This window comes from Sphingomonas sp. GW821-FHT10F09, assembly GCF_058809195.1.
This window is the reverse complement of sequence record NZ_JBXASI010000001.1, coordinates 1545286-1567268: the sequence shown is the minus strand read 5'-3', so window position 1 is coordinate 1567268 and position 21983 is coordinate 1545286. Positions and strand designations below refer to the sequence as shown.

At 67.5% G+C, this 21983-nt stretch carries 20 protein-coding genes and 1 tRNA gene; 9 read left to right on the top strand and 12 right to left on the bottom strand.

Annotated elements, in window-relative coordinates:
- Positions 1-165: 165 nt before the first annotated feature.
- The 5 genes from AC1RTO_RS07460 to AC1RTO_RS07440 all read left to right on the top strand — a co-directional run bounded on the left by AC1RTO_RS07460 (position 166) and on the right by AC1RTO_RS07440 (position 4514).
- Positions 166-1911 carry a tryptophan-rich sensory protein gene (locus tag AC1RTO_RS07460; RefSeq protein ID WP_493160188.1) on the top strand — a complete coding sequence of 582 codons (1746 nt, stop codon included), beginning with the start codon at positions 166-168 and terminating at the stop codon, positions 1909-1911.
- Positions 1908-2270, top strand: a complete 363-nt coding sequence (locus AC1RTO_RS07455; protein ID WP_493160187.1) for a DCC1-like thiol-disulfide oxidoreductase family protein — start codon at positions 1908-1910, stop codon at positions 2268-2270. The genes AC1RTO_RS07460 and AC1RTO_RS07455 overlap by 4 nt, the downstream gene beginning before the upstream one ends.
- Positions 2267-2761: a DUF427 domain-containing protein gene (locus AC1RTO_RS07450; protein WP_493160186.1), complete on the top strand. Its 495-nt coding sequence runs from the start codon at positions 2267-2269 to the stop codon at positions 2759-2761. The genes AC1RTO_RS07455 and AC1RTO_RS07450 overlap by 4 nt, the downstream gene beginning before the upstream one ends.
- A gap of 268 nt (positions 2762-3029) precedes the next feature.
- Positions 3030-3347, top strand: coding sequence for a hypothetical protein (locus AC1RTO_RS07445; protein WP_493160185.1), 318 nt, complete (start codon positions 3030-3032; stop codon positions 3345-3347).
- 336 nt (positions 3348-3683) lie between these two features.
- Entirely contained in the window at positions 3684-4514 is an 831-nt protein-coding gene (locus tag AC1RTO_RS07440) for a 23S rRNA (adenine(2030)-N(6))-methyltransferase RlmJ (protein WP_493160184.1), read from the top strand.
- A gap of 316 nt (positions 4515-4830) precedes the next feature.
- Here the strand turns inward: AC1RTO_RS07440 and AC1RTO_RS07435 are convergent, their stop codons facing one another.
- The 3 genes from AC1RTO_RS07435 to AC1RTO_RS07425 form a co-directional block, all read right to left on the bottom strand.
- Positions 4831-5193, bottom strand: a complete 363-nt coding sequence (locus AC1RTO_RS07435) for a DUF4440 domain-containing protein (RefSeq protein WP_493160183.1) — start codon at positions 5191-5193, stop codon at positions 4831-4833.
- A gap of 202 nt (positions 5194-5395) precedes the next feature.
- Positions 5396-6169, bottom strand: coding sequence for an alpha/beta fold hydrolase (locus AC1RTO_RS07430; protein WP_493160182.1), 774 nt, complete (start codon positions 6167-6169; stop codon positions 5396-5398).
- A gap of 202 nt (positions 6170-6371) precedes the next feature.
- Positions 6372-7283, bottom strand: a complete 912-nt coding sequence (locus AC1RTO_RS07425) for a LysR family transcriptional regulator (protein WP_493160181.1) — start codon at positions 7281-7283, stop codon at positions 6372-6374.
- Positions 7284-7402: 119 nt separating this feature from the next.
- Here AC1RTO_RS07425 and AC1RTO_RS07420 point away from each other — a divergent pair, with 119 nt between their 5' ends.
- Entirely contained in the window at positions 7403-8119 is a 717-nt protein-coding gene (locus AC1RTO_RS07420) for an SDR family oxidoreductase (protein WP_493160180.1), read from the top strand.
- A gap of 27 nt (positions 8120-8146) precedes the next feature.
- Entirely contained in the window at positions 8147-8620 is a 474-nt protein-coding gene (locus AC1RTO_RS07415; RefSeq protein WP_493160179.1) for a hypothetical protein, read from the top strand.
- A gap of 275 nt (positions 8621-8895) precedes the next feature.
- Here the strand turns inward: AC1RTO_RS07415 and AC1RTO_RS07410 are convergent, their stop codons facing one another.
- The 8 genes from AC1RTO_RS07410 to AC1RTO_RS07375 form a co-directional block, all read right to left on the bottom strand.
- Positions 8896-9984 (bottom strand): pyridoxal phosphate-dependent aminotransferase, encoded by a 1089-nt coding sequence (locus AC1RTO_RS07410; protein WP_493160178.1) that lies wholly within the window; start codon positions 9982-9984, stop codon positions 8896-8898.
- On the bottom strand, positions 9984-12629 hold the full coding sequence (locus AC1RTO_RS07405; protein WP_493160177.1) for a TonB-dependent receptor plug domain-containing protein: 2646 nt from the start codon (positions 12627-12629) through the stop codon (positions 9984-9986). The genes AC1RTO_RS07410 and AC1RTO_RS07405 overlap by 1 nt, the downstream gene beginning before the upstream one ends.
- A gap of 774 nt (positions 12630-13403) precedes the next feature.
- A tRNA-Lys gene (locus AC1RTO_RS07400) sits at positions 13404-13479 on the bottom strand.
- 115 nt (positions 13480-13594) lie between these two features.
- Positions 13595-14704: a rod shape-determining protein RodA gene (gene rodA / locus AC1RTO_RS07395; protein WP_493160176.1), complete on the bottom strand. Its 1110-nt coding sequence runs from the start codon at positions 14702-14704 to the stop codon at positions 13595-13597.
- A complete protein-coding gene (mrdA, locus tag AC1RTO_RS07390) occupies positions 14701-16788 on the bottom strand; it encodes a penicillin-binding protein 2 (RefSeq protein ID WP_493160175.1) in 2088 nt (695 codons plus the stop codon). The genes rodA and mrdA overlap by 4 nt, the downstream gene beginning before the upstream one ends.
- The gene (gene mreD / locus AC1RTO_RS07385) at positions 16788-17312 is read right to left on the bottom strand and encodes a rod shape-determining protein MreD (protein WP_493160174.1); all 525 of its coding nucleotides are present in this window, start codon (positions 17310-17312) and stop codon (positions 16788-16790) included. The genes mrdA and mreD overlap by 1 nt, the downstream gene beginning before the upstream one ends.
- Before the next feature lie 16 nt (positions 17313-17328).
- Positions 17329-18207, bottom strand: coding sequence for a rod shape-determining protein MreC (locus tag AC1RTO_RS07380; protein WP_493160173.1), 879 nt, complete (start codon positions 18205-18207; stop codon positions 17329-17331).
- Between the two features lie 141 nt (positions 18208-18348).
- Complete coding sequence (locus AC1RTO_RS07375; RefSeq protein WP_293875785.1) at positions 18349-19389, bottom strand: rod shape-determining protein; 1041 nt, start codon at positions 19387-19389, stop codon at positions 18349-18351.
- Between the two features lie 131 nt (positions 19390-19520).
- On the opposite strand from AC1RTO_RS07375, the gene mutL reads away from it, so the two are divergent.
- Entirely contained in the window at positions 19521-21329 is a 1809-nt protein-coding gene (gene mutL, locus AC1RTO_RS07370) for a DNA mismatch repair endonuclease MutL (RefSeq protein ID WP_493160172.1), read from the top strand.
- Here mutL and AC1RTO_RS07365 read toward each other — a convergent pair.
- On the bottom strand, positions 21238-21705 hold the full coding sequence (locus AC1RTO_RS07365) for a hypothetical protein (protein WP_493160171.1): 468 nt from the start codon (positions 21703-21705) through the stop codon (positions 21238-21240). The genes mutL and AC1RTO_RS07365 overlap by 92 nt on opposite strands.
- Before the next feature lie 77 nt (positions 21706-21782).
- On the opposite strand from AC1RTO_RS07365, the gene AC1RTO_RS07360 reads away from it, so the two are divergent.
- Complete coding sequence (locus tag AC1RTO_RS07360; protein WP_493160170.1) at positions 21783-21926, top strand: hypothetical protein; 144 nt, start codon at positions 21783-21785, stop codon at positions 21924-21926.
- Positions 21927-21983 lie beyond the last annotated feature (57 nt).

Genomic DNA, 21983 nt, shown 5'->3' with positions numbered 1-21983 from the left:
GATCTCGACGCCCGCCCAGCGGCGGGATCGGCGCGCATGGCGACTGACCAACGTGCAGCCACAGCGTTCCATCGTCTTGAATGAGGCGAACACAATGTTTTCGCTCACAATCAGGCAGAAACGTCTCGGTTGCGCGACTTATCCGTTCCCGTTCGTTGAGGAGCGATGAGCAGCCCATCCATATCCCGTCGCATCCTGATCACCGGCGCCAGCGTCGCGGGCAACACCGTCGCTTGGTGGCTGGGCCGTGCCGGCTTCGACGTCACCGTGGTCGAACGGACACCCGCGTTCCGCGACGGCGGCCAGAACATCGACGTGCGCGGGGCGGGGCGTGAGGTGCTGCGCCGGATGGGGCTGGAGCAGACGGCGCTGGAGCAGGGCACCGGCGAGGAGGGGACTGCCTGGGTCGAGGAGGACGGCAAGGTCGCCGCGCAGTTCCTCACCACCGATACGGGTGCCGACGGGCCGACTGCGGAGATGGAGATCCTGCGCGGCGATCTGGCCCGCCTACTCTACGAACCCGCCCGCGCGCATGCGGCCTACCGGTTCGGCGACAGCATTGTGGAACTTGAACAGGACGATGACGGCGCGAGGGTCACCTTCGCCAGCGGAGCCGTCGAACGATACGACGCCGTCATCGTCGCCGAGGGCGTGGGGTCGCGGACGCGGGAGCTGGTCTTCCCGGGTGAGAACGAACCGCGCTGGATGGACCTGACGATCGCCTATTTCACGATCCCGAGGCAGGCGGACGACGATCGCCTGTGGCGCTGGTACAATGCGCCGGGCGGCCGCAGCGTGTCGCTGCGCCCCGATCGATACGGCACCGCACGCGCCATGCTGTCGGTGCAGCAGCCGCCAAGCGGCGAGCAGGATTGGGACGTCGATCGGCAGAAGGCGTGGCTGCGCGAGCGCTTCGCCGATGCCGGCTGGCAAAGCCGCCGCGTGCTGGACGGGATGGGGGCAAGCGACGACTTTTACTTCGACGTGCTCCGGCAGGTGCGGATGCCGCGCTGGTCGAGGGGCCGCGTCGTGCTCACCGGGGACGCGGCCTGGTGCGCGACGCCGATCGCCGGCTACGGCACGACGCTGGCGGTCACCGGCGCCTATGTGCTGGCGCAGGAGCTGATCCGTGCGACGGATATGCGGGCGGCGTTGGCGGCCTATGAGCAGGCGATGCGGCCGATGGTCGAGGACGCACAGGGCGTACCAAAGCTCGCGCCGCGGCTCGCCAATCCGCACAGCAGGACCGGCATCCGGCTGCTCCACGGCGCGCTGAGCGTGGCGAGCCGTCCCGCCGTGCGCGGCGTCGCCGGCAAGATGTTCGGCGGTCATTCGAGGGACGTCGATCTCTCGCGCTACGACACGCCGACGGTCGACGGATCGCCGAACGCCCCGGACTCCCCTTCACCGGCGGGCTTGTCGCCGCTGCTGGCACTCGGCGCGGTCGGGGTGGTGCTCGGCGCGAGCGCGCTCGTCGGCCGGCGCAACGCGCCCGATCCGTCGCATCCCGGCATCCGCCGGTGGTATCGCCGGCTGGACAAGCCCGGCTATACGCCACCCGACGCGGCGTTCGGCGCGGTCTGGCCGGTGCTGGAGACGGGTCTCGCGGTCGGCGGATATCGCCTGCTTCGACAACCGCCGGGACCGACGCGCAATACGGCGGTCGGCCTGTGGCTGCTCAACACGGCGATGGTCGGCGGCTGGACGCAGCTGTTCTTCCGCGAGAAGCGGCTGGGGGCCAGCGCGGCTGCATCGGGCGCGATGGTCGCCACGGGCGCCGCTTACGTCGCCGCCGCCGCCAGGGTGGACCGGCCCGCGGCCGCCACGGCGGTGCCTTTCGTCGCATGGCTCGGCTTCGCAACGCTGCTGGCCGGGCGTATCTGGCGCGACAATCCGGGGGAGGGGCAATGAAGCGCGTCACGGTCTGGCACGACGGCGGCTGCCCACCCTGCCGGCGCGAGATCGCCCTGATGCGCAGACTGGACACCCGCGGGGCCATCGCGTTCATCGACGCGGCCGGCCCGGTCACCTGCCCGCTCGACCGGACCGAGATGCTGGCGCGATTCCACGCGCGCGAGTCGGGTGGGCCAATGGTATCGGGAGCGGCGGCGTTCGCCGCGATGTGGCGCGTCATTCCGGCGTTACGGCCGCTTGGCGAAGTCGCGCGCAGCCGGTTGGTCCTGCTCGTGCTGGAACGTCTGTACCTGCGCTTCCTTCGCGTCCGGCCGCACCTGCAACGGTGGCTGGCCCGGCGCGAGGTGCGGGCATGAGGCCGACGCCGGCCCCGGTTGCGCCCGGTCAGGAGAGCGTGTGGCGCTATCCCCGTCCCGCCATTGCCGAGTCCAGCGAGCGGTGGGTCCGTATCGCGCATCGCGGCGTCCTCGTCGCCGACACGCGGGCGGGCGTCCGCACGCTGGAAACCAGCCATCCGCCAAGCTGGTATCTGCCGCCCGCGTCCCTGACACCCGGCCTGCTGCGTCGGTCGGAGCGACGCTCGTTCTGCGAGTGGAAGGGGCACGCGGTCTATTGGCATCTGGCGATCGGCGACGAGCTGCTGCGCGATGTGGCGTGGAGCTACCCGGAGCCGACGCGGGCGTTCGCGATGCTGCGCGACCACGTTGCCTTCTACGCCGGGCCGCTCGATCGCTGCACGGTGGACGGCGAGCAGGTGGTCCCGCAGCCCGGCGGCTTCTACGGCGGCTGGATCACGGCCGACCTCGCCGGGCCGTTCAAGGGCGTGCCGGGCAGCATGGGATGGTGACGGCTGCCCTGCCACCGACCTGCGCGATGGGCGGGAAGCGCCGCGCGTGCGGGCGTTGAATGACCCGTTGCGATGCGCTCGAGTTCACGCTTCGCTTCCGCCTCGCTGTCACGCACGATCGCCTCTTCTGTCCAATGAGCTTCACGGTACGCGGCCGTGGCCGGTTCGGGCCTGAACAGACGCAGTCCGCTTGCGTCCACCAGCCTGGGCCGTAAGCCTTCGCTCCGCACCGGTGCGTCGGTCGGGCTGGCATGCTAGAACCGCCGTTATGGCGAAATCTCAAAGCAACGGCACCGTCGATGTCGATGGCGTTCTATATGACTGGCACCTTCAGCGTGAACCGCATCAATCGGATGACGATGGCTGGAAGGGAATGACGATCGGCCTTCACCAGCGCGATGCCAAACGCGAAGCATGGGTGGAGTTCCCGCCGCCCAAGCGGCTTTTGAAGGGCTTGCCGCGCGGTCGTCTTCAGCTCGATGACGCAACGATTTCGCGTTGCGTACGCGCCGCCATGTCTGCCGGTTGGGAACCGATGTCGCGGGGCAAGCCGGTCGTGTTTACGGTGGATGCCGAAGGCAACTGAAACGGCCCGGAACCTTCGAGCCGGGGGAAGTGGGGCGCGGTCACCGGAAAGCTTTCGGCTTCGGAGCGATACAGGTCGATCATCGGGCGAGCGACTGCTTCGTGGTTGCGGCAAGAACGTCCGGCTCCTGCATGACAACCTCCCCGTGCGCCCGACTCCCCGTATCTCCGCATCTGGTGACGATCGCGAACGCGCGCGTCGGCCTTGCGCGGAAGTGCGTTGAAGGTTGTCGCCCGACTTTATACTAGCGCCCGATTGATTGCTTCAGTGCCTCGCGCGCGGCTTCCGTGCGCAGCCGTTCGTACGAAGAAGGATCGTCGGGATTTCTGCGTCACAATGAATTATCGCCATTCCTTCCATGCCGGTAATAGCGCCGACGTCGTCAAGCATAGCCTGCTGATCGCCCTTGTCCGGGCCTTGCAGCGCAAACCGGGCGCGCTGACCCTGATCGATACCCATGCCGGCCGCGGGCTCTACGACCTTGACGGCGAGGAGGCGCGACGCACCGGCGAGTCCGCGCAGGGCGTGTTCAGGGTCTTTGCCGATCCGTCCCCCTTTCTGGACGACTACCGCGCCGCCATACGCACGGTGAACGTCGGGGACGAACCGCGCTTCTATCCCGGCTCGCCGCTCGTTCTTGCGCAGCTTCTCCGTCCGCAGGATTTGCTGATCCTGAACGAAAAACACCCCGAGGATGTCTACGCCCTGCGCGGGGCGATGCGCGACACATCCGCCGCCGTGCATCAGCGCGATGCGTACGAACTTTGGCTGGCAATGCTGCCGCCCCGTACGGCGCGCGGCGTGGTTGTGGTCGACCCGCCGTACGAGCAGCTGGAGGAACGCGCGTGTATCACAGCCACCCTCGCCGCCGCTCACCGCAAATGGGCACATGGCGTGACAGTGATATGGTATCCGCTGAAAGACCGCGCCACGCACGAGCGGTGGAAGCAGCAGTTGCGCAAGCTCGACATCCCGAAATTCCTGTCGGTGGAGCATTGGTTGTACGATGGTGACCAGCCGGGCATCTATAACGGCGCGGGCCTCTACATCGTCAATCCGCCTTATGCCTTCACGGAGGCGCTGCCGTCGCTATTGGACGCTCTGCTGGCCGCGTTGGCGCCGGAGGGCCATCGAGGTGATATTAAAGCCGAGTGGCTGGCCAGGTGAAGTAAACTCACGCTGCCTCTTTTTGCCAAAGGAGACGTAGGCGCAGCGCTGGCTGCTAACTTCATCTCGCGGGACCTACGGCTGTCGGACGTTGGCCGCTAAGCATCGTTGATCGTGCCCGGTATTCACCGGGGAGCAGTGTATTGCAGAATATTGCGAGGAAAACGGCAAAATGCCGCATCGTGAAATTTCACGGCCGCGCATCGAGCGAGCATTGACGGATGTCGGAAGATTGGGGCGGGCGCAGCGACGCGTGAATGTCGCGTTGTGGTGAAGGGGTGGCGAGACGGCGCCGATCGCGCCGTCTCGCCGGCGATCACGCCCCGTGGTCCAACGCCAGTGTCTGCTGGTGCTGGACAACGCGCCACACCTCGTGCTCCAGCCGCCGGATCGTCGACGTGCACCAGGCTTCGTAGCCGGGGCCGCCGTCGCGCTCGGCTCTGACGTGATATCCGATGACGATCAGGCCCTCCTGCGGTCGCGAAACGGTGCGCTCGGTCAGTTCGGCGCGATCCCACACGGGCGTCGCGGCGACAGCGTCGATCGCGGTTTCGCCGTGAAAGGCGAACGGCGGCCGCGGGAGGATCATCACCACCTCGGCGTCGACCTTCTCGCGGTAATTGTCCGGACCTTCGGTCCACAGGCTCTGCTCGAAGCCCCACAGCCGGTTGTCATCCACCTTGCAATCTCCTTCGCGCCATCAAGCGGATGAAGCGGGGCAGGGGTCCGGCGCGGCTTCCTTCCATTCCATTGAAAGGATCGCACCATCAAACCGTGAGAACAAAGAACTAGCGGCTGACGTCGGCTACACTTCGAACGGCGGCGAGTGACGCCCTTTGGATCGGGGTTGTCCGCCACCAACCTTTCGAGCGGCTACTGGCTCAACGGGTTGCCTGCAGAATAACCGCCGTCGCCTCGCGTGGCATGTCCCACATCGGAAAATGGCCGCTGTGCTCGAACCAGTGCAGGGTCGCCGACGGAAACGCCGCGTTTGCCCGGGCGGCCTGCCGGGGCAGGCACAAGCGATCATGCTTGCCCCAGCCGATAACGATGCGCCGCGTCGGATCAGCCGCAGGGCCCGCCTGTTCGGGGCCATTGGCGAGGTTCTCGACCAGTGCATCGAACGTCGGGGTGTCGGTGATGCCGGTCAGCTCCGTGCACACCAGTTCGGGCGAGAGCGCGGAAGGCTTTGCCGACAGCTGGGCGAGCAGCGCGGTGCGCGCCGCGGCGCTGCGGCTGATCGCCGGCAGGCGGGATCGCAGGACACGCAGCAGCCGCGCGGACAAGCCGATGGTGGTACGGAAGAAGGTGCGCTCCCAGCCGCGCCAGAACCCGCCCGGATCGAGCGCGACGACGTTGCCGACCGTTCCCCGCCGCGCCAGTTCCAGCACGATCCGGCCACCCAGAGAACTGCCGACGGCATCGACACCGACGAGGTCATTTGCGATGAGGTAGCGCTCCACGCTGCCGACCAACCCTTCGAAGGTGCCGCTGTCCTGCGCGGCGGGCGTCGCACCATGGCCCGGCAGGTCGATGGCGATGACGGATCGCTCCGCTGCCAGATCATCCAGGATCGATCGCCAGGCCCGCCAGCTACTCCCCAGCCCATGGACGAGGAGCAGGGGCTTGCCGGTGCCGCGGTTGATCTGATGCATAGGAGAATCCAATCCGTTGACACCGCACAACGATCGAACCGGCATAACGGTGGCGGCCGAGCGAGGATGCGATCTGGACCGTGCCGCTTGCGTCTCGAACCTTGGTCGTGCGGCGCCGGCCACTGGGATCCCGTCCGCTTCGATCCGCACGCACGCGCCGTCGGCGATGACATCCGCCCACTCTCGTCGGAGTATGGGCGGCCTAGAAGATCGAAGACCCGGACAGCGCGTGGACGAGTGCATCGACCGCAACGCGGACGCGGGGCGTCATGCCCTTTGCTTCCAGCCAGATGATGTGGATCGGTAGCCTCGGTTGTCGCGCATGCTGGAAAATCGACACCAACTCCCCCGACTGCAATCGATCGGCCACCAGCCATGCAGGCAGTTGCGCAATCCCCATCCCGGCGGTCGTCGCGCTCGCCATGGCCTCGAAACTGGCGAAGCGATGCCGCCCCCTGACGAGAACCCGCTTGATGCCATCCTTGTCGTCCAGGAAATGCCATGGTTCCTCATGGCCCTTGCGCAAATGGGTGATGACCCGATGATCGCCGAGGTCATGGGGCGACGAGGGCGCGGCCCGGTCTGCAAAATAAGAGGATGCCGCACAGATCACCAGATCCTGCACGCCGATCTTGCGGGCGATCAGGCCGTTGCTGTCGGGCAGCGCGCCGATCCGGATGGCAAGGTCGAAGCCTTCCTCCGCAAGATCCACGATCCGGTTTTCGAAACTCACTTCCAGATCGAGCAACGGATGCCGCTCGACCAGTTCGAGCAGGACCGGCAGCACCCATTGGTGACCGAACAGGTCGGGCAGGTTGATGCGCAGCGTGCCCGAAGGCGACGATTTCCGATCGGCCAGCGCCGCCTCCGCCGTTTCCAGTTCGGCGAGCGCGCGCACGCAGCTTTGATAGTAAGCGCGCCCTTCGTCGGTGAGGCTCAGATGCCGCGTCGTCCGGAAGAAAAGCTGCACGCCCAGCCTGTCCTCCAGCCGCGCAACCGCCTTGCTCACCGCCGATTGGGATAGCCCCAGGCGCTCGGACGCCTTGGCGAAGCTGCCCGATTGTTCCGCCTGAACGAACGCCCGGATGCCATTCATTCGTTCGCTGGAGATCATCGGATCCTCGAATTTATGTCCTGCCGGTCGTGATATCATAGCCGGAATCAGACGAAATTTCCATGATACATCGGCGGTCGATCAACGGGCGAATACCCGGTTCCTTCAAGGAGATTGGCATGTCAGTTGCGCACAAGCGGGTCGTCATCATCGGCGGGGGGAGCGGCATCGGCCTGGAGGTCGCGCGGCAGGCAATTGCCCAGGGCGCACAGGTGGTGATCGGTGGCCGGGATGAAGCACGCCTAGCCGCGGCCATCGCCGAACTGGGGAATGGTGCGACCGCCTGTCGGATCGACACGGCCGACAAACCATCGATCCGCGCCTTCTTCGATCAGGTCGGGCAGCTCGACCATCTCTTCATTTCGGCGGCGAGCTATACGCTCGGGCCCATCGATCAGATCAGCGACGAGGATGCCGAAAGCCCGTTTCGCTCCAAATTCTGGGGCCAGTACTGGTCGGTCCGCGACGCGATCCCGCACCTGGCGCCCGACGGGTCGATCACGTTGATGGCGGGTGCGGCCGGTGCGCGGCCGATCAAGGGTATCCCGGCCTATGTCGCCTGCAACAGCGCGATCGAGGGGCTGGCCCGCGCATTGGCGGTCGATCTGTCGCCGATCCGCGTCAACAGCATATCGCCCGGGACCATCGACGGCCATTTGTGGGGGCAGCGCCCTGCCGAAATCCGTGAGGCCGCCTTCGCCAGCTTCCGCGATATATCCGTCGTCGGCCGTCCGGGCACCGAAGGTGAGGTCGCGAGCACGGTCCTGTTCCTGATGCAGAACGGTTTCATCACCGGTTCGACCCTGTATCCCGACGGCGGCTTCGTACTGCGTTGAAGCCAAGGTGATGCTGGGGAAAGGGCAATGACGATGCCGCACATCCGGATCATCACCCCGCATGTCGCGCCGGTGCCGCGGAAACTGGCGGAGGTCGCCGACATCGCCGGGCAGTTCGGCGTCCGCTTCTCCCAGGCCAACATCACGCAAGGCCCGGTGTCGATCGAAAGCGCCTTTGACGAGGCCCTGTGCGCGCCCGGCGTCGTGGCGCAGGCCCTGGTGGCGGCGGGCGAGGGGGCCGACGCCTGTACGCCGTCGAAATTGACCACGATCGGGGAATCGCCGCCCTGGGGCGTGGAATCGCCGCGCGATGTCAGGTTGAACACGCCCTGGCGAAAGGAGGGCAGCAGGGTGATGTTGGGCGTCAGGTTGACGAAATCCTTGACGCTGGTGATCGCTGCCCGTTCGATGGCGTCCGCGGAAAAGGCGGTGATCGTGTCGGGAATATCCTTCAGCCGTTCCTGCCGCATGCGCGCGGTGACCACGATCTCGGTCGACTGAACGTTGGGGTCGTCGACGACCTGTGCATGAACGATTGCCGGCGCAAAAGCCAAGGTCGTCGTCGCCAGCAGCCTTGCGGCAGCTTTGTGCATGCTCCCCTCCCATATCCCGTCGTGAGAGGATGAGGCTAGCACTCGATATGAATTCCGATATCGGGCAATATATCGGATCAATCTATACAAATACTCCATGGTGAGGCCGGGTGTCCGCGCTCGGGATGTGCCGCCAGCGCGGCAGCCGGACTGGTGGTCACGCCGCCGCTGGATCGATCAGGGCTACCCCCACGGTCCCAACACCCCGAGAACGGCAGTGTTTTCTTCCGGCCGACCGACCGTAATGCGCAACCAGTCTGCGAGTGGTGGAAACGGGCGGGCGATGTCGATCCCGGCCCTTGCAAGCGTTGCGCGCAGGTCGGACGCGCGGGGGGGCTCGAAGAACACGAAGTTCGCGCAGCTGTTGGTGCGGCGCCACCCGCGCGCGTCGATTGCCGCTTCGAGCCGTACGCGTTCGCGGATAGTCGCACGCCGAACCGTCTGGACGTACGGCTGATCGGCCAGCGCCGCGGCCGCCGCGGCCAGTGCGGGGCGGCTCAGTGAATGCGGCGCACCGATACCGGCGGCGCGCAATCCACTGGCCAGGGCGACCGGCGCGACGGCATAACCGATCGAGAGCCCGGCCAGGCCATAGGCCTTGGCCAGCGTGCGGAACACCAGCACGTTGCGCCCCGCCCGGACATGGCCGATCGCACTCTTCTCGGCGAATGCGTCATATTCCAGATAGGCCTCGTCGACGACGACCAGTGTTCGCCGCGCCGCGGCTTCGATGAAGGCGTCGAGCGCTGTGTTCTGGTTGGTGGTGCCCGACGGGTTGTGCGGGTTCACCAGCGACACCGCCAGCGTCCGGTCGCCGATCGCGCGTGCCAGCGCGGGAAGGTCGTTCTCGAGGCGTGCGTCGAGCGGCACGGGAATGCCGCGTCCGCCGAGCGGCGCCGCGGAATCGACCAATGCGGTGTAACCCGGTGCCGAATAGACGATCTCGCCACCCCCGGGCCGTTGCCGTGCCAGATACAGTCCGAGCGGTTCGAGAACCTCGCCGATCACGACCTGCGCGGGATCGGCCCGCTCGAGCGTGGCGATCTGTCGGGTCAGCGCATCGACTTCGCGCTGGTCGACATAGCGTTCGATCCCGGTGGCCGCGCGCGCGATCGCGGGGCCGACCTTGGGCGAGGGGCCCCAGGAATTTTCGTTGAGCGACAGCTGCGTCCGGCGCGCTGGGGCCTGTGCTACCGCGGGCAGCGCTGCCGCTGTCGTCACTGCTGCGCTGAGGCTGAGCCATTCGCGACGCGAGAGGATCGGCGCGGTCATCAGAAGCGTACTCCCGTCCGGACGTAGTAGAACGCGCCGCTGAACCCGAACGGCGAGAATTCGCTGTAGGGGAAGGCGCCGAACGTGTCCGCGCCGGTCAGCGCCGCGGTCGAACGGATGTTTTGCGTCGGGTAGACGTTGAACAGATTGTTCGCGCCGACCGTCACGTCGAGTGCGCGGTTGACGTGGCCGGTGAAACTGAAGTCCGTCACCCATTTCGGCTTCAACAGCTGGATCACGTCCACATTGCCCGCCGCCCCGGATTCCGTAGGCAAGGTACGGAACGGCGTGCCGCCTTGCGCGATCAGCGCGACGTTGGCGGCGGACTGGTTGGTGAGCGCGACCTGTTCGACCTTGCCATAGCGCGTGGTGCGCGCGTCGAAGGTGAGCGGACCGACCGACCAGACCGCACCGAGCGCAATCTTGTCGCGCGGCTGTCCACGCTCGAAGCGGACCCGTTCGTTGACGTCGAACAGGCGTGTCGTGATCCCCAGCGCGGTGATCTGCGACGGCGTCGCGCTGACGCGGCGCAGGCGGGTCTGGTTGTAATTGTACGCCGCGCTCAGCCGCAGGTTGCCCCAGTCGCCCAGCGTGGCGCGATAGGCGGTGGTGACGTCGACGCCTTGGGTCCGCGAGTCCACCGCGTTGGTGAAATAGCGCACGCTCGTCACCCCCGGAATGCCGATGCCGGTCAGATAATCGCGCAGGCGTCGACTGCCCGACGCGTCGACGTAGTTGGACGACAGCGTGATCCGGTCGTCGATGTCGATATGGTAATAGTCGGCTGACGCGGTGAAGCCGCCGTTGGCAAAGGTGACGCCGCCGCCGAAGTTGGTGGACTTTTCCGGCTTGAGCGGCTGTGCGCCCAAAGCCTGCGCCAGTGGCGATCCGACGGGCGCGGTGCGGATCAGCACGAACTCCGGGAAGCCGGTGGTGTTGTTGACGATCGTCCGGCTACTGGTGGAGCTGAAATATTGCTGCGCCAGTGCCGGCGCGTGGAAGCCGGTGCCGGCGGAGCCGCGCACCGCAAAGCCCGCGGGCAGTTCGACGCGGGTCGAGGCCTGACCGTTCCAGGTGTCGCCGAAGTCGCTATAGTCTTCGTATCGACCCGCCAGATTGACCTGCCATCCACGCACCGGCTCCGCGGCGATCTCGACGAAACCGCCGAGCGCGCGGCGGTGGGTGTCGACCTCGTCGGCGGGCTGGATTCCGGCGAACCCCTGCGATCCGATCGTGGGGATGCCGCCGATGCCGGGCCCGTCGAGGACGCGCGCGGGGCCGTATTGATAGCTGGCCAGTTCACCCCGGCCGATCCGGTAGCCGTCGCGACGATATTCGCCGCCGATCGCGATCTCCAGCGGCCGCGCGAAGCCGATGTCGACGGCGTTCGAGACGGTCAGGTTCGTCGTCCATTGCGAATTGGCATATTCGCCGTTGTAGAATGCCGTGGGGCTGGCGGTCCCCAGCGTGGCATTCAGCGTGTTTCGCGTCCGATATTCGATCTCATTGCCGCCATAGACGCTCGACAAATCCCATTCCCATCCGCCCACGGCACCCCGCAGCCCGAGTGCGGCGGTATAGTCGGTGCTTCTGGTATCGATGAACGGCAAAAAGCCGTCAGGGTAGAGCGCACGTACATTCTCATCCTGCCCCGCACGCCTGAACGACGCGTTGGAGTTCGCCTTGCTGACGCGGTAGCCGCCGAAACCGTAGAGCGTGATGTCGCCCAGCGGCTTTTCAAGATTGGCGACGACCGACGCGTCCTGAATGTCGCCCTGGTCGGCGAAGCGCCAGACCTTGCGATCGACGGTGGCCTCGCGTGGATCGAGCCGCGTGCCCGCGACTCCGCCCGGCGGGTTCAGCCCGATGCCGGCACCGTAACGCGCGGACAGCGGCTGCGCGACGCCGTTGGGTGAGATACCGAAATAGAACTGGCGCGTGTCGGGTTCGGCGCGGTTGGCGGCCTTGTGATCGCGGTAATAGCCGGTCAGGTTGACGAAGCCGTCCTTACCGATCTTCACACCGCCGCCCAGCGAGGCTTCATAGGTGTTGCCGCCACCGTCGGAGGTCGTGCCCGCGCTGGCGGATCCATGGACCTGCGTGTCGGTACGCAACAGGATGTTGATGACGCCCGCGATCGCGTCCGAGCCATATTGCGCCGACGCTCCGTCGCGCAAGATCTCGATCCGCCCGATGCCTGCGGCCGGGAATTGGTTGAGGTCGGTTGGCGTCGACCCCTTGCCGATCGTGCCGCCGGTGTTGACCCAGGCGGCGGTATGGACGCGCTTGCCGTTGAGCAGCACCAGCGTTTCGTCGGGAGATAGCCCGCGCAGCGACGCCGAATGGATGTGGGTGTTGCCGTCGGGAGTTGTCGGCGTGGCGAAGGCGAAAGACGGTGCGAGCTGACGCAGGATCTCGGTCGTCTCCTGATAGCCCGAGGCACGCAGGTCGTCGCCGCGCAGCCTGTCGATCGGGACGGCGGATGTCGTGACGGTGCGCTCCCCCAGCCGTGAGCCGGTGACGACGATGTCGTCGCCCGGCGCGGGGATCGGTGCCGGCGTGGGGGCAGGGTTGGTGGGCGCGGTGGTCTGCGCGATCGCGGGTGACGCGATCAGGACCGTAGTTGCGAGCAACAAATGTTTCATGAGCCGTCCCCTTTTCGCTTTGCGCGATTACGGACGTGATATTCCTATCTGTGAGGTAGGAATTGATAGAAATCGTTCGCGATGGCCTAGCGTGGATTGGCCTGCGGGGCGGACAGATGAATTACCGCTTGTGAGTCTTGGAGCGTGACGGGGTCGTCTGAAGGTACAACGAGAGGGCGACCACTGGGCCGTAGCTTCTGATCCAAATCGCAGCAGGCAAGCGGGACGGGCAACAGCCTCAACCGGTCGCGCTCGGGTCAGTTCGGCAACCAGGACCGCCAGCTAAGCGGCGGGATCGGCATGCTGGGCGCGGGTGGCGGCTATGCGGCTGGAGGTACCGGTGGCGCCGCCCTCGGTGCCGTCGAGGCTGGCGCACCCGGACGCGCCCGGTGGCGGTCGCGGCGGCCCCGCGGGGAAGGGCCTTCTGGTTGCGGCACGATCATTCGTCGCCGGCTGAACGCGCTGCCGGAGGGGCCACACAAGATCAGCGGCGACGACCGCCACTTCGCGGTGAACTGCCCGGCTGCAAAACCTCTTTCGAAATCCGGCCTGATGCCAGCAACAGCCTAATTGGCGCGAGCGGCGATGGTATAGGCTTTGGCTCTATCGCGACTGCGACGGCGATCATGCGGTCGGTGCTGCTGTTCACCCCGGAGGGGGCGCTCCTGACGATCAGGGGACCGGATCAGCGCGATAGACTAGAGATTACTTAGCAGCCGATCTGCCGAATATAGCGACGCGCATCCAGCGTGAAATGCTGATATATTTAAGGGGTGGTGGACGCACTTGGGCTCGAACCAAGGACCCGCTGATTAAGAGTCAGCTGCTCTACCAACTGAGCTATGCGTCCATGACCGGCCTGTCTGGTGGCGCTTTGGAGAGGCGCCGGCCCCGTCGGGAGGCGGCCAATTAGCAGTGGATTCGGATCATGCAAACCCTTTTTTGCACCGCGGCGATTTTTTGCGTCACCAGCGCACGGTGCGGCGGTTGTGGCGGTCGATCGACATTAGGATGCCGATGCACAACAGCACGGTCATTTGCGCGGAACTGCCGAAACTGACGAGGGGGAGGGGGATGCCGACGACGGGGGCGAGGCCCATCACCATCGACAGGTTGATGGCGACGTAGAAGAAGATCGTCGTGGCGAGGCCCGCCGCGGTCAGGCGGGCGAAGCGGGTGTTCGCCTGCTGCCCGACGTTGACGCCCCAGCGGACGACCATGAGGAAGGCGACGATGAGCAGGCAGCCGCCGAGCAGCCCCCATTCCTCCGCCATGGTCGCGAAGACGAAGTCGGTGTGGCCCTCGGGCAGATAGTCGAGGTGGCTCTGCGTGCCGTTGAGGAAGCCCTTGCCCCACAATCCGCCCGATCCGATCGCGATCTTCGACTGGCTGATGTGATAGCCGGTGCCGAGCGGGTCGCTTTCGGGATCGAGGAAGATCAGCACGCGGTTGCGCTGGTAATCGTGCAGCACGTAGTTGAAGGCCAGCGGCACCGCGATGGCGAGCCCGAGCGCGCCGCCGATGAAGAGCCGCATCGGCACGCCGGCGAGGAATATGACGATGACGCCGCCGCCGCAGACCATCAGCGCGGTGCCGAGGTCGGGCTGTTTCATGATGAGCGCCGCCGGGATGCCGATCAGCAGCGCCGCGGGCCAGATCGCGCCGAACCGCCGGATCTCGTTGGGCGGCAGCATGTCGTAGAAACGCGCGCAGGCGAGCACGATCGCGGGCTTCATGAACTCGGACGGCTGCAGGCGGATGCCGACGTCGAGCCAGCGCTGGCTGCCGCCGCGCACCGCACCGACCAGCTCGACGAGCACCAGGGCGATGACGATGACGACATAGGTCGGCAGCGCGGCGGTGCGCCAGAAGCTGACGGGGACGTAGGAGAGCGCCAGCGCGCCGCCGAGCAGCACGAAGAAGCGGATGCCCTGCGACAGCGCCCAGGGCTGGAGCGAGCCGCCTGCGGCCGAATAGAGCACGACCTGGCCGAACACGCCGATCGCGACGATCAGCCCCAGCACGCGCCACGGCAGGCGGGCGATCGGATCGGGAATGATGCCACCGCGGTTCATGGTTCGGTCCGTTCGGTCGAGCCGTCCTCGGCGACGCTGTTGCCGAGCGGGCTGTCGGGGGCGAGAGCCGCCTGGGTCTGGTTGGCGAGGTCGGTCGCGGCCTCGACCGCGGCCGAATCGCTCGGGACGACGCCGTCGGTCTTGGTGGCGTTGGCGGCGGGCGGGGGCGACTGGGCGGCGCGATAGGCGTCCGCCGTCGCCGTCATCCGCGTCGCGATATCGCCGCCCCAGGTCGGCTCGACCTCCGCCAGGCTCCTGATCGCGCGGTCGCGGTCGAACAGCCAGGTCATGATGTCGCGGCCGATCATCGGCGTGTCGAGGTTGCGCACGGTATGGCCGTTGTGCTCCAGCACCACCGCCGCGGCGTAGCGCGGATTGTCGGCGGGCGCGAAGCAGACGAACAGCGCATGGTCGCGCAGCTTGAAGGGCAATTGCCCGTTCTTGAGCACGCCGGTGCTGCGCCGTTCGGCCATGGTGATGCGGCGGACCTGCGCGGTGCCGGTCTTGGCGGCGAGGCTGACGCCGGGGATGAGCAATCGCGCGGCGCCGCCGGTGCCGCCCTGGTTGACGACGCCGTACATCGCGTCGCGGACGATCGCGAGATGCTCGGAGGCGAAGGGCAGGGCCGGGACGTCGAGGTGGACGTGGTCGCTCAGCAGGCTGGGTTGCAGCGCCCGGCCGGAGGCGAGCCGGGCGGCCATCACCGCCAGCTGCAAGGGATTGGCGAGGACATAGCCCTGGCCGATCGAGGCGTTGATGCCGTCGGCGATCGTCCAGTTGGTCTTGTACTTGCGGCGCTTCCACGCCGAATCGGGGACGGTGCCGTAGCGCTGCGTGGCGAGCGGCAGGTCGAACTTCTCGCCCAGTCCGAGCAGGCGCGCGGTCGGCGCGATCTTGTCGTAGCCGAGCCGACGGACCATCTCGAAGAAATAGATGTCGCAGCTCTGCTCGATCGCGCCCTTGAGGTCGAGCGGGCCGTGGCCGCCGCGCTTGTGGCAGTGGAAGACGCCGGTGCCGACCCGCATCTGCCCCGAACAGAAGATCCGGTCGTGCGCGCCGACGCCGGCGGAGAGCAGCGCGAGGCCGTTCATCGGCTTGACCGTCGATCCGGGCGGATAGAGGCCCTGTGTCACCTTGTTCATCAGCGGCACGTGGTCGTCGTCGGACAGCATCTTCCATTCGAGATGGCTGATCCCGTCCGAAAAGCTGTTGGGGTCGTAGGCGGGCATCGACACCATCGCCAGCATCTCGCCGGTGCGGCAATCCATCACCACCGCAGAGCCCGAATTGGTGCCGAGCCGGCGCGCGGCATATTCCTGCAGGCCGGCATCGATCGTCAGCCGCTGCGTCTTGCCCGGCACATCGGCCCGTGTCGGCAGTTCGGCGACGACCTTGCCGCGCGCGGTCACCTCGACACGCTTCGCCCCGGGCGTGCCGCGCAGCGTCTTTTCGAGCTGCTTTTCAAGGCCGTCTTTGCCGAGCTTGAAGCCGGGGGTGACGAGCAGCGGATCGTGCGTTTCCTTATATTGTTCGGCGTTGGCGGCGCCGACATAGCCAGTGAGATGCGCGACTGCGGCGCCGGCGGGATAGGCGCGGGCGAAACCGCGGGTCGGCGCGACGCCGGGCAATTCGGGCTGGCGCAGGCTGACCGCGGCGAACCGGTCCCAGCTGATGTTCTCGGCGACCTGCACCGGCTGGAACCCGGCCGCGCCCTTCAGGTCGATGCGGATGCGCTCGGCCTCCTCGGGCGGCAGCGCGAGCAGACGGGCGAGCAGGGTGAGGACGCGGTCCTCCTCCTCCAGCCGGTCGGGAATGATGTCGACGCGGAAATCGGTGCGGTTGTTGGCGATCGGCGCGCCGTGGCGATCGACGATCCAGCCGCGGCGGGGCGGGATCATCGTCAGGTTGACGCGATTGCTCTCCGCCAGCAGATTGTATTTCTCGTTCTGCGCGATGGCGAGCCAGCCCATCCGGCCCGCCAGCAGCACGCCGACCCCCGCCTGCGCGGTGCCGAGCAGCCAGGCGCGGCGCGAGAAGCTGTAGGCCTGCATCGCCTCGGTGACGATCTTGGGCGAGCGTCGCATCATTGCGCCGGGCCGCGCTTGCGGTCGATCCAGGCGACCAGCCGCGCCGAGAGGGGGAAGAGCATCACCGACACCATGATCTGCGCCAATAGCACGGTATCGACATGCGCGCCGATGGGCAGTGCGATCCAGCGTCCGATCGCGAGGCAGAAGGCGATGGCGCCGCTGGCGATCAGCCAGTCCTGCCAGAAATCGCGAAACACCAGCCTCTGTTCGATCAGGTCGATCGCGATGAAGCACACGGACCAGAGCAGCACCGCCGAGCCGAGCGGCTGGCCGCTGACCAGATCGTCGAACAGGCCGAGCGGGGCGGCGGCCCAGGGGCGCAGCGCGAACCGGGCGAGCAGCCGCCACGTCAGCAGCATGATGAGGCCGAGCGGCGGCATCAGCGGCAGGCTGGCGACGACCGGAACGACCGCGGTCAGCGCCGACGCGCCGAGCACGCTGCCCCAGGGCAGCGCGCGTGCGCGGCCGGGTGGCAGCGGCGGCTCGAACGGCCGATAATCGATGGTGTTGCGGGTCACCCGGTCGATCACGGGATCAGGGCGCCGCCGGGCGCGGTGGCGGCGGTGGCGGCATCGGCATGAAGGGGCGTTCGACGAGGGCGAAATCGAGCGCGTCGGGGGCGGCGAAGGGGATGGCGACGACGCTGTCGGCACCGGCCCGCTCGACCTGCGCCACCGGCACACCGGGTGCGTAGAGGCCGCCGGTGCCCGAGGTCACGAACATGTCGCCCTTCGCGAAGCGGACGTTGGTGGCGTTGACCGAGCGGATGTCGACGCGGCCGTCGCCGCGGCCGGCGGCGATGGCGGGCATGCCGTCGCGGGTGCGGCGCACCGGCACGAGGCTTTCGGGATCGGTGACGAGCAGTACGCGCGCCGCGATCGGGCCGGTTTCGAGCACCCGGCCGACGAGGCCGCTGGGGCCGCGCACCGGCATGCCGGGCAGCACGTCCTGCACGCGCCCCGCGTTGAGCAGCGCGAAGCGGCGGCCGCTCGATGCGGTCGACCCGACGAGGCGCGCGGTCACCACCGGCTCCGGCGTCCGTTCGCGCACCGCGAGCAGCGCGCGCAGGCGGCGATTGTCATAGGCGACCGTCCGCGCGGTGGTCAGGATCGCGCGGGTGCGCTTCACCTCGGCGCGCAGATCGGCATTCTCGCCATGGACGCGGAACCAGGTGCCGATCGCGCGCGGGACGGACAGGACGGCGTCGGTGACGACGTCCAGCCCGGTCGCGACCGGCGTGGTCAGGCTGGCGACTCCCATGCGCAGCGCGCTGAACGCGGGCGGGTTGAAGGTCGAGACGACGAGCAGCACCGCTCCCACCACCGCGCCCGCCACCGCGAGCACGTAGCCGAGAAACGTCGAATATTGCCGCCGCCGCGAGAAACCCGTGCGACGGTCGCGGGCAGGCGCCATGCGCCGGTCCCCCCGTCTCTTGAGATATGTGCCGTCCGCTTAGCGCATCCGGCGTTCGTTCCAAACCATCCGCGGATCCGGACCGGTCGGCCGAAGCGTGGCGAGGGGCGGCGCGCGCCGCCCCTCGCGCGACGTTCCGGTTCAGCCGGTCTGGAGCACGCCGCGAAACATCGGATCCTCGAGCGCGCGGCCGGTGCCGAGCGCGACGCAGGTTAGCGGATCCTCCGCGACGGTGACGGGCAGGCCGGTCTCGTCGCGCAGCACCTCGTCCAGCCCCTCGAGCAGCGCGCCGCCGCCGGTCAGCACGATGCCCTGGTCGACGATGTCGGCGGCCAGTTCGGGTGCGGTATTCTCCAGTGCGACGCGGACGCCCTCGACGATCGTCGCGACCGGCTCGCTCAGCGCTTCGGCGATCTGGCCCTGGTTGATCTGGATTTCCTTGGGCACGCCGTTGACCAGGTCGCGGCCCTTGATGTGGATGATCTTGCCGATGCCGTCGGCGGGGGGACGGGCGATGCCGACCTCCTGCTTGATCCGCTCCGCGGTCGCTTCGCCGATCAGCAGATTGTGGTTGCGGCGGACGTAGCTGACGATCGCCTCGTCCATCTTGTCGCCGCCGACGCGGACCGAGGTGGTATAGGCGAGGCCACGCAGCGACAGCACCGCGACCTCGGTCGTGCCGCCGCCGATATCGACCACCATCGAACCGATCGGCTCGGTGACGGGCATGTCGGCGCCGATCGCGGCGGCCATCGGCTCCTCGATCAGATAGACCTGGCTGGCGCCGGCGTTGGAGGCGGCGTCGCGGATCGCGCGGCGTTCGACCTTGGTCGAGCCCGAGGGCACGCAGATGACGATTTCCGGCCAGCGCGCGAATTTGCGCGGGCCGTGCACCTTGCGGATGAAGTGCTTGATCATCTCCTCGGCGACGTCGATGTCGGCGATGACGCCGTCGCGCAGCGGCCGGATCGCCTCGATCGAGCCGGGCGTCTTGCCCATCATCAGCTTGGCGTCGTCGCCGACCGCCTTCACCCGCTTGACGCCGTTGATCGTCTCCACCGCCACCACCGACGGTTCGTTGAGCACGATGCCACGTCCGCGGACGTAGACCAGCGTATTCGCGGTGCCGAGATCGATCGCCATGTCGTGGGACATGAATTTGAAGAAGCGGGGAAATGCCATCGGGCGCTGGGTTCCGTGTTCGGGACGCAAAAAGCTCCGCATGATCCGCCGCAGACCGTGTCGGCCATGAAGTTCGTCACGTTGTGCGGAAGGCATCGCGGGATGCGTTCGCTTGGTATAGAGCTTGCGCGGTGTCAATACGCCGTCTGCCCGAACATCTCGTCAACCGCATCGCCGCCGGTGAAGTGGTGGAAAGGCCCGCCAGCGCGTTGAAGGAGCTGGTGGAGAATGCGATCGACGCCGGGGCGAATCGGATCGCCGTTATCCTCGCCGAAGGCGGGCTTTCCCGCATCGAAGTGGTGGACGATGGCTGCGGCATGACGCCGGCCGATATGGCGCTGGCGCTGGAGCGGCATGCGACCTCGAAACTGCCCGACGAGGCGATCGAGATGGTCGCGACGCTCGGCTTTCGCGGTGAGGCTTTGCCCTCGATCGCCAGCGTCGCGCGGCTGACGATCGAATCGCGGATCGCCGGTGCGGAGGGCTGGGCGCGGGTGGTCGACAATGGCGTCGTCGCGCGCGAGGGGCCTGCGGCGCTGCCGCCCGGCACGCGCGTGATCGTCGAGGAACTGTTCGGGCGGGTGCCGGCGCGGCGCAAGTTCCTGCGCAGCGCGCGGGCGGAATATGCCGCCTGTCTCGACGTGGTGCGCCGGCTGGCGATGGCGCGGCCCGACCTCGCCTTCACGCTGGAGCATGACGGGCGGCGGGCGCTGGCGGTGACGCAGGCGGACGACCGGCCGGCGCGGGTCGCGGCGCTGACCGACCGGGCGCTCGCCGACAACGCGGTGCCGATCGACCTGGAACGCGACGGCATCCTGCTCGGTGGGGTGGCGAGCATCCCGACCTACAATCGCGGGGTGGCGGACCATCAATATCTGTTCGTCAACGGCCGGCCGGTGCGCGACCGGCTGCTGATGGGCGCGATCCGCGGTGCCTATGCGGAGATGCTGCCGCGTGATCGCCATGCGGTGGTGGCGCTGTTCCTCGACGTGCCGGCGAGCGAGGTGGACGTCAACGTCCACCCGGCGAAGACCGAAGTGCGGTTCCGCGACCCGGCGATGGTGCGCGGGATGATCGTATCGGGCCTGCGCCGCGCGCTGGATGCGGCGGGCCATCGCAGCGTCCAGCGGCCGAGCGCGGATGCGCTCGCGATGTGGCAGCCGGAGACGCCGGCGAGCCATTCTGGTCCGGGGGAGGGCACCGGCTGGGGCATGCCCGCCGGTGCCGGTCCCGATGCGGCACTCGCTGCGTCCGAGGGGGCGGGGCTGCACCGGTTGTTCGACCGCCGCTCGACTTTCTTCACGGCACCGCCGGCCGCGCGAGCGGAACCGGCCTGGGCGCCGCCGCCGCAGACCGCCGCGCACCCGCTCGGCGTCGCACGCGGACAGGTCGCCAAGACCTATATCGTCGCGGAGGCGGAGGACGGGCTCGTGCTCGTCGACCAGCATGCCGCGCACGAACGGCTGGTGCTCGAACGGATGCGCGCCGCCCTCGCCGGCGGACGCGTGGCGGCGCAGGCGCTGCTGATTCCCGAGGTGGTCGAACTGGACGAGCCCGCCTGCGACCGGCTGGAACAGCGCGCGCCCGAACTTGCCGAGCTGGGGCTGGAGATGGAGCGATTCGGCCCGACGGCGATGCTGGTGCGCGCGACCCCGGCGCTGCTGGGGCAGGCCGACCCGACCGGGCTGGTCACCGATCTGGCGGACGAACTCGCCGCCTTCGATCAGGCGCTGTCGCTACGCGAGCGGCTGGATGCGGTGGCGGGCACGATGGCGTGCCACGGATCGGTACGCGCCGGGCGCATCCTGTCGGTCGCGGAGATGAACGCCCTGCTACGCGAGATGGAGGCTACGCCCCATTCCGGGCAATGTAACCACGGTCGACCGACATGGGTAAAACTGGCCCACGGCGATATCGAGAAGCTGTTTGGACGCCGCTGACCGATGGGGTCAGCAGCCATGCTTCGGCGGTGTACCGGTCGAGGAAGAAGGACACGTGGTCGCGTTCGAGCTTGAAGACGCGGCGGGCCTGCGCGTTCACCAGCGACTTGCCGACGACGACGGCCGCACGGCGCGAGCGGAGCGTCGGCTCCTGCGCCGCGGCGGTGAAGGCGGCCACCACGTCCTGGCTCTGGATGTGCATGCCCGAGCAATCGAGCAGGATGCGGTGCGCGTTCGGCGGACAGGACAGCCCTGCGCGAACATCGAGCGACGCCGTCCGTAGCGCCTCGACGTCCGCACGCTCGAAGAACCCGTCGAGGGTGATATAGACCAGATGCCGCAAGGGATCGGTCGTGATGCTGTAAATCCCGGACATGTATATGTCCGTATTCGACAGGACCTTGCCGAGACGTTAATCCGGTCGGACGGCTTGGGCCAAGGAAAGGATCGTTCATGAAACGGAAACCTTCTGTCGGATCGCGCATTGAGCAGCCAAATCCCGATGAGATAGGCGCCGCCATGAAGCAGATTTTCCCGATCGTCCTCGCCCTGATCCCCCTCGCCGCGGTCGTCGGGGCATGCGTGACCTGCCCCTGACGACAGGGCGATACGACAGACACGAAAAAGCCCGCCCGGAGACGATCCGGGCGGGCT